The organism is Paenibacillus sp. DMB5, from assembly GCF_001517085.1.
Lineage (GTDB): Bacteria > Bacillota > Bacilli > Paenibacillales > Paenibacillaceae > Paenibacillus_AQ.
In genome coordinates, this window is sequence record NZ_LRAC01000153.1 from 36,999 (window position 1) to 43,641 (window position 6,643).

At 51.8% G+C, this 6,643-nt stretch carries 4 protein-coding genes and 1 pseudogene; 3 read left to right on the forward strand and 2 right to left on the reverse strand.

Features of this window, described 5'->3' with window-relative positions; genetic code table 11:
• Positions 1–50 precede the first annotated feature (50 nt).
• On the reverse strand, positions 51–392 hold the full coding sequence (locus AWJ19_RS27590) for a zinc ribbon domain-containing protein YjdM (protein ID WP_068728406.1): 342 nt from the start codon (positions 390–392) through the stop codon (positions 51–53).
• Between the two features lie 201 nt (positions 393–593).
• Here AWJ19_RS27590 and AWJ19_RS27595 point away from each other — a divergent pair, with 201 nt between their 5' ends.
• Positions 594–1,583, forward strand: a complete 990-nt coding sequence (locus tag AWJ19_RS27595) for a DUF4003 family protein (RefSeq protein ID WP_068728407.1) — start codon at positions 594–596, stop codon at positions 1,581–1,583.
• A gap of 87 nt (positions 1,584–1,670) precedes the next feature.
• Here AWJ19_RS27595 and AWJ19_RS27600 read toward each other — a convergent pair whose 3' ends face one another.
• On the reverse strand, positions 1,671–2,573 hold the full coding sequence (locus tag AWJ19_RS27600) for a GNAT family N-acetyltransferase (protein ID WP_068728408.1): 903 nt from the start codon (positions 2,571–2,573) through the stop codon (positions 1,671–1,673).
• A 270-nt stretch (positions 2,574–2,843) separates the two neighbouring features.
• Between AWJ19_RS27600 and AWJ19_RS27605 the strand changes: the two genes are divergently transcribed.
• Positions 2,844–4,619, forward strand: coding sequence for an ABC transporter ATP-binding protein (locus tag AWJ19_RS27605; protein ID WP_068728409.1), 1,776 nt, complete (start codon positions 2,844–2,846; stop codon positions 4,617–4,619).
• A pseudogene (locus AWJ19_RS27610) lies at positions 4,606–6,380 on the forward strand (ABC transporter ATP-binding protein). The gene AWJ19_RS27605 and the pseudogene AWJ19_RS27610 overlap by 14 nt, the downstream one beginning before the upstream one ends.
• Positions 6,381–6,643 lie beyond the last annotated feature (263 nt).

Consider the following 6,643-nt stretch of genomic DNA (forward strand, 5'->3'; position numbering starts at 1 on the left):
TAAATAAAAGCTGCAGTTTAACCTGCAGCTTTATCTTCTATCCGGGACTATTATGCCTTCCGCACAAACTCCGATTTCAGCTTCATCGCGCCGAAACCGTCGATTTTGCAGTCGATGTCATGATCGCCTTCCACCAGCCGGATGTTCTTTACTTTAGTGCCGATCTTCAGTACGGAGGAGCTCCCTTTGACCTTCAGATCCTTAATGACCGTTACGGAGTCTCCGTCACTCAGCACATTCCCGTTGGCATCCTTAACCACCTTAACATCCTCACTGCTCCCGCTCTCTGCTCCGGCAGTCCACTCATGCCCGCATTCCGGGCACACAAGCTGCGTCCCGTCCTCATAGGTGTACACTGAGCTGCACTGCGGACAAATCGGCAATTCATTCATTATTCCATGTCTCCATTTCCATTGGGTTCCATTGCTGTGCTTAACAGCAGCTCTCTTATTCTAGCATACCGTAACAAAAAGAACTTCCATAATCATGGGTAAGGGGTTTCAAAAAATATCTAAATCATCGCAGTCCGCACGTCCAATATAGTAAAATATTTCATGTGAGATTATATCTGTGTTAGATGAGGGGAGCCGCATATGAAGGAGCCATTTGTAAACACATTAGATTTATTCGTCAGTAATACACAGCTTATCAAAAAGGCTTTTGCCTGGAAAAGCGGACAGATCAACCGTCTGGCTGCACTGCTGTATACGGCAGATAATAAAACCATAGACACCGAGGCTATCCGTGACAGCAATGAGCTGATTAAAAGCTCAACCGGCCTGTTCTCTACTTTTAGAGGGAACCTGTCCGTTTGCATTGCAGCGCTGTTGTCGCTATCGGGAGACCAAAAGACGCTGTTATCCGACACTCTCGCCGTCTATGACCTGCTTAAAGAACGAAAGCTGCGGGCCTCGGATTTTCTCGTTGTCGCCGCATACCAGATTGCCGCTAACTCGGCGGCCGATCAGCATCAGCGTATCGCTGAGCGAACCCGGCTTTTCTATGACAGTATGAAAGAGTACCACCGTTTTCTGACCGGACAGGATGATTATATCTTTGCCGCCATGCTGGCGCTGTCTGATCTTGAGCCGGAACGCGGGGCTGCCCGGATGGAACAGCTTTACGCCGAGCTGAAGCCGGAATTCCTGTCCGGCAACAGCGTGCAGGCGCTGACACAGGTCCTGGCCCTGGGCGGGGATACACCGGAGGCTGCAGCCCGGGTGCTTGCCCTGCGCGATGCCTTCCGCCACAGAGGCATCCGGATGGATAAGGAGTATACCCTCTCCTCACTCGGGGTTCTGTCTCTGCTTCCGGCAGACGATGAGTCGCTTGTACAGGATATCTCAGATACCCATGACTATCTAAGGACCCAGAAAGGCTTCGGCAGCTGGTCCATTACCAAGCAGGAGCTGCTGCTGCTAAGTGCAGCCCTGGTATCCTACAAATCTATTGAGGATGTGAAAAGCGGTATTCTGACCTCAGCGCTCTCCACCAGCCTGACCAATATCGTCATCGCCCAGCAGACTGCCATCGCTGTAGCCGCCGCCTCTTCTGCCGCTGCTACTTCTTCATCTTCGAACTGATCTTATTCGATCGGCGCATAAAAAGGGACTGTGCCCCCGCTTAGGAAGGACGCAGTCCCTTTAGTGCTGTTCTAGTTTGGCCGAATGTTAATCAATCTCGTAACCCAGCGTCAGCCGGAATCCGTCCAGCTCGTAGCCGAGCCGGGTGTAGAGCCGGATGGCTTTTTTATTGGTGCCGTAGGTGCCCAGGGTGGCGATGGACTTGCCCTGCTCCTTCAGGTACGAGAGTGCTGCGCAAAGCAGGTTCCGGGCAATACCCCGGCTACGCCACTCCGGAATGACAAAAACATTCTCTGTTGCGCTGTGACCATCGCCAATTCTCCATGTGGAGGTGTTGCCCAGAAACTGATCTCCGCTGAATGCACAGAAGTTCACCATTTCTGGAGTGCCCTGCATCCAGGCCAGATGGTTAAGGCTCCAGGCTACTCCGTCAAAGGAGGCCTGCTCAGCCAGATGGTATTTCTCCCGGGCCTCATCATTATTTAAAAGAAATGGGCGGATTTGCACATCCTCCGGCAGAGGATATACGGGTACCGGGCGGGTAAGATCATATTTTAAAATAACGATCGTTTCGTAAACGGTAAAACCGCGTTTCAGGTAATAGCCCTGCTCCCCGAGATTATCAGTATCAATATATTGATTAAGCACAATCCGCTTCTCCGGATACTGCGCTTTAATCTCCCTTGAACGGGCAATCAGCGTATCTAGCAGAGCATCCTTAACCGCTTCATCTTCTTCCCCGCCGCCAAAGCTGATCTCACCGGTAAGATAGCGTATAAATCCCGGGTCATCGTCATGTCCGGCAGCGTGGAACGTATCGTGGTACGTCAAATGGGCGAGTGCGAGCGCTTCGTTATCTTTTACAGCCAAAAACATGTTCTTCTGCTCAAAATCACCATGATACAGATAATGCATATGCAGTGCAAAGCCAAATGCCGCAACTGTCCCCTCGTCCCCGTTATCCACATTCCGGATTATCCAATCTCCCAACAAACATCGCCCCCATTTGGAATTTATACCCTTTTAATAGTGGATAGGCTTATTGAAATATGCAAGGTAAAAGTTGAATATAAATATTCTGCACATGGAGTTCAGGCGGGAATTCTGCGATGATGATTATGCTTTTTAACCCGTTCAATTGATTGTAACAACAAATTTTCCCGATAACGGGCACTGGCCATTTATTGTGTTATAATCACTCTGATTTATTCGTTTTCAGCATGGTAACGTACAACAGAACAAACAGAAACAGGTGATGAAATGTTTGAGCTTAAGTGGCTGTGGCAGAACCTGCAGGGTAACCGGACCCGGTACATTCTGGCACTGTGCCTCTCGGTGGTAGGCTCCGCGCTTACCATTGTCAACCCGTACATCAGTCAGCGCATCGTCGACACGTTCATTGCCGGTGATCAGGCCGTCCAGAATCTGACGGATAAGCGCGGGCTGCTGATTGCCCTATGTCTGGGCATGATCGGATTTTCCCTGCTGCGTACCGGTCTTGCTTATCTGACAACAATGCAGTATGAGCGTTCCTCGCAGAACATGATGTACAACATCCGTATTTATCTGTACAACAAAATCCAGGGGCAGGACCGGGAGTATTACGACCGTAACCGTACCGGTGACCTTATGACCAAAATGACCGGTGACCTGGACATGGTGCGGCACTCGATGGCGTGGATTTTCAAGACGATTATTGAGTCCGTGACGATTTTTGCAGCCGCTGTCATTTACTTCTTCACAATCGATGCGGAGCTGACGTTATGGATGCTGATTCTGGCACCGCCGATTTTTATTGTGGCCTACATATTTGCTAAGCGCGTACGCCCGATGTATATCGACCTGCGCGAACGGCTGTCGCAGCTGAACACGACCACACAAGAGAATATCTCCGGGAACCGTGTTGTTAAAGCATTTGCCCGCGAAGCGTTTGAGATTGAGAAATTTACAGACAAGAACATTAATTATTCTACGGCCAATAAAAAGGCTGCGCTCGTCTGGCTTGATTATTTTCCTTATCTGGAGAGCTTTGCCCAGGCCTTTAACGTCATCCTGATGATCGCAGGCGGGCTGTTCCTCATTGACGGAAGAATTACCTTCGGCGAATTTGCCGCCTTCTCTTCCCTGATCTGGGCGATATCGAACCCGATGCGCAATATCGGTATTATTATTAATGATATTCAGCGTTTTTTTGCCAGCTTATCCAAAATCGTCGACATCTACTATGCCAAACCTTCGATCGCCAATGAGCATAATCCTGTGCAGAAGCGCCGGTACGAAGGACGCATTGAATTCCAGAACGTCCGTTTCAAATATGACAGCGCTCTCGTCCTTGATGATGTCAGCTTCACTGTAGAGCCTGGTGAAACCGTCGCCATTATGGGCTCGACCGGTGCGGGCAAGACAACCATCATCAATCTGATCCCCCGGTTCTATGACGTAACCTCAGGCAGGGTGCTGGTGGACGGCGTAGATGTGCGCGATCTGGAGCTCGATGAGCTGCGTGGCAATATCGGAATGGCTACCCAGGATGTACTGCTGTTCTCTGACACCATTGACGGCAACATTGCTTACGGCGACCCTGATCTGCCCGAAGAGGATGCAATGGAATATGCACGGCTGGCTGCAGCCCACGACTTTATTACCAAAATGCCGGAAGGCTACGATACGGTAGTCGGTGAGCGCGGCGTCGGTCTATCCGGCGGACAGAAGCAGCGTATTGCGCTGGCTCGGGCACTTGCGGTGCACCGTCCGATTCTGATTCTTGATGATACGACCTCTGCGGTCGATCTGGAGACAGAGGAGCATATCCAGCGCAGTCTGCGTGAACTGGAGTATCCTTGCACGAAGATCATCATCGCCCAGCGGGTATCTACCACCTGCGAAGCGGACCGTATTCTGATTATTGACCGCGGCCGCCTGATTGAAGAAGGTACCCATGCCCAGCTGCTGGCGAAGCGGGGCTACTATTACGATGTGTTTATGCTGCAAAACGAAGGTATTGGAAGGCAGGTGAGCCAGATTGGCAAGGAATAAATTTGACGTCGATGAGAATCTGGAATCGCCATTTAATATTAAGCATTTCCGGCGTGCCATGATCTATATCCGGCGGAAAAAGAAACCGATGATTATTGCATTCCTCCTGAGTGCCCTGTCGGCAGCCATCTCGCTGTCGGCACCGCTGATCATGCAGCATGTCGTTGACGTGACCATACCGGCCAAAGCCAAGGGTGCGCTGGTCGGCTGGTCGGCACTAATGCTCCTGACGATTGTGGTCAGTGTTGTGCTGGCAACAATCCGTTCGCGGATTATGACGAAGGTCGGGCAGGATATTATTTTTGACATCCGGACGGATCTGTTCAAGCATCTGCAGGAGCTGCCGTTCAAGTATTATGACGACCGTCCGCAGGGTAAAATCCTGATCCGGGTAGTCAACTACGTCAACGCCGTTTCTGATGTGCTCTCCAACGGGATTATCAACTTTATTCTGGAGATTGTGAACCTGATATTTATCGCCGCCTTCATGTTCGCGGTCGATGTCCGGCTCTCGTTCGTGACACTGGCCGGACTGCCTGTATTCCTGGGCATCATGCTGCTGATCAAAAACAAGCAGCGCCGCGCCTGGCAGGCTGTCTCCAATAAGAGCTCCAATTTGAACGCCTATCTGCAAGAGAGCATCAGCGGAATCGGCGTCACGCAGATGTTCTCGCGTGAGCAGCGCAATGAAGGCATCTTCACCAGACTCGCCGGCAATTTCCGGACCGAATGGATGAAGGCCTTGCGTTATAACTCGCTGATCCCGTTCACCGTCGATAATCTGGCTACGACAGTTATGACGCTGATTTATCTGGTCGGCCTGCTGACGCTTAGCCCGCAGGATGTCACCTTCGGGGTCATTCTCGCGATGAGCAGCTACGCGGCCCGCTTCTGGCAGCCGATTCTTAACCTATCGAACTTGTACAACAGCTTCATCAACGCCGTCGCTTATCTGGAACGTATCTTCGAAACGCTGGATGAGCCGGTCACGGTCAGCGACGTTCCGGGAGCAAAAGCACTGCCGCCGGTACGCGGGCAAGTGACCTTCGATGATGTGACCTTTGCCTATGATCCGGGCCTGAACATTCTGGAGAACATCTCCTTTGACGTCAAGGCCGGCGAAAGCGTGGCCCTGGTCGGCCGACCGGTGCCGGTAAAACCACCGTCGTCAATCTGATCTCCCGGTTCTACAACCTCACCGGCGGCCGGATTCTGATCGACGGCGAGGACATTGCCGGGGTGACTATGAAGTCCCTCCGCAGCCAGATGGGGATCATGCTGCAGGACAGCTTTATTTTCTCGGGAACGATCCTGGACAATATCCGCTACGGCAAGCTCGATGCCACCGAGGAGGAAGTCATTGCTGCAGCCAAAACCGTCTGCGCCGATGAATTCATCCGCGAGTTCGAGCAGGGTTACATGACCGAGGTTAATGAGCGCGGCTCCAAGCTCTCGCAGGGACAGCGGCAGCTCATCTCGTTCGCCAGAACACTGCTGGCCGACCCGCGCATTCTCATCCTGGATGAGGCGACCTCCTCGATCGACGCCAAAACCGAGCGCCTGCTCCAAAAGGGCTTGAACGAGCTGCTTAAAGGCCGCACCTCGTTCATCATCGCGCACCGCCTGTCGACCGTGAAGAACTGCGACCGCATTATGTACGTGGCTAACAAAGGCATAGCCGAAAGCGGCTCGCACGAGGAGCTGCTCGCACGCAAGGGCCTTTACCACCGGCTCTACACGGCGCAGAAGATGGAAGCCTAGAGTTTACTTTGTAGGCAGTGGAGCGGATACCCCTTATGTGGGGTATCCGCTTTTTGCATCTGCTGGGAGGGATGCTGATGGGACCGGTACGGACTTAGCCGGTTTTGTGGCACGCTTGAGCTTACTTAAAGGGAAATATCCCTTTATTTCGCATACTTGTGCCATCTAGCCGCACAAAGGCATTTTTGCCTCTCATTTCGCACATTCAGCCACCTGCGGGAAATAAAACAAAGGCATTTTTGCCTCTCATTTCGCTCATTTAG

Coding starts and splice junctions, on each gene's coding strand:
- AWJ19_RS27595 (WP_068728407.1), top strand. CDS start 594: ATGAAGGAGCCATTTGTAAACACATTAGATTTATTCGTCAGTAATACA.
- AWJ19_RS27590 (WP_068728406.1), bottom strand. CDS start 392: ATGAATGAATTGCCGATTTGTCCGCAGTGCAGCTCAGTGTACACCTAT.
- AWJ19_RS27605 (WP_068728409.1), top strand. CDS start 2,844: ATGTTTGAGCTTAAGTGGCTGTGGCAGAACCTGCAGGGTAACCGGACC.